This window comes from Acinetobacter sp. 228 (assembly GCF_048147885.1).
Map to the genome: position 1 here is coordinate 1 of NZ_JAYWYV010000204.1, position 1,538 is coordinate 1,538.

Genomic DNA, 1,538 nt, shown 5'->3' on the forward strand with positions numbered 1-1,538 from the left:
TACACCGACGGTAAAGTTACGTCCAACTTGCGGGATATTTGATAAGAACGACGCATGTTGATAAACCGTGTCATCTAACAAGTTATTCGCTTTTAAATAAACGCGATAATCTGTTTTTGCACCATATTGTCCAGAGTATGCTACCCCTAAATTGAGCATGTTGTAGCCTTCTGTTTCGGTTTCATAAGCCGCAATCTTATCTTGATTAAAGACATGATAGTACTCAGCAGAACCACTAAAACCGTCACCAAAATCTGCATCAACTTTAGTACCTAAACGCCCAGCCGGAATACGTGGAGCATTGCCCTCGGCATCAATCTTACCGCGCACGTAATCGCCAAAAGCACTGATCTTGTACATTGGCGTAATTTGATAACCAATTTCACCCTCTGCACCATAGAAACGAGCTTTATCTTGAGTGTATTGAACTAAACGGAAGTCTTTATAACGGTCAAGGGTTTGCGCATAGATGTAGTCATCAAACCAGTTATGGTAAACATGAAGATGATAATCGAGTTTGTCATTATCAAAATGCAAACCTAACTCAACATTATTTGATTTTTCCTTACTGAGTTGATCATTTCCTAACTCATAAGTATTGGTCGCAAAATGGGCACCATTTGCATATAACTCTTGTGCAAGAGGTAGACGCTCTTGGTGTGATGCTACAAATGAAAGCTTATAATTTGGCAGCACCTGCATAGGAAAAAGCAGAACCGTCAAAATCTTGTTTAGAGTTATCATCTACATCGATTTCTTGCTGATCTGCACGAGCAGAAAGTTCAAAATGAACATCTTTCCATTGTTTATGTTCTAAAGCAAAAACACTCCACTTTTTGGTAGTAGTTGGTGCCATAAATGCTTCTTCACCAGTTAAATTTAGTTTTTGTTGGCCTAACTGGGTACCAATTACCCCTTCCCAGTCAGCAATAGGATTATGGACTAACTCAATACGCCCATCATAACCTTTGTTTTGGAATCGAGTTGCGATTGTCCCTTCTTCAATTTCATCATGCTGATAGTCAGTATAGCTCGCTTGGGCACGTAACTTTTGGAAGCCTGCAAATGGATCATTTAACTCGGTTTTAAAATCATAACGCTCAGATTTTAAGTCAATCCATGGGCCGCCATGTTCGTGAGCATCACAATGTAAATGTGGTCTACCTATTAAATGAGCGCTACAGGTTTCATATTCATGGCTATGCCCCGGTAAACCATACTGGTCTCGACGGTTACTATACGAAATACCCGTATAACCGCGATCATAAATCCAAGACAACCCCACATTCACTGAATCACCTTGTGCAAAGGTATTGTCTACACGGCGCTCTTTTTCACCTTCATGAATATAGTTTGGTGCAATATAGTTATTCGCATCACGTGTTAACCCCTCAACACGTAATGCAACTTGGCTTCCCAACCCTACAGTTACACCAGCACTCGCCAGCTTTTCATCACTTCCAGTGTTGTAACGTAAGCCAACTTGTCCTTCATAACCATTTTCAGGCATTTGTGTAGGGATCTTGTTATCAATAACG

Annotated in this window: 1 pseudogene; it reads right to left on the reverse strand. The window is 40.5% G+C overall.

What is annotated here, in order from left to right:
* Positions 1–1,538, reverse strand: a pseudogene (gene znuD / locus VXQ92_RS17385) (zinc piracy TonB-dependent receptor ZnuD); the annotation flags it as partial.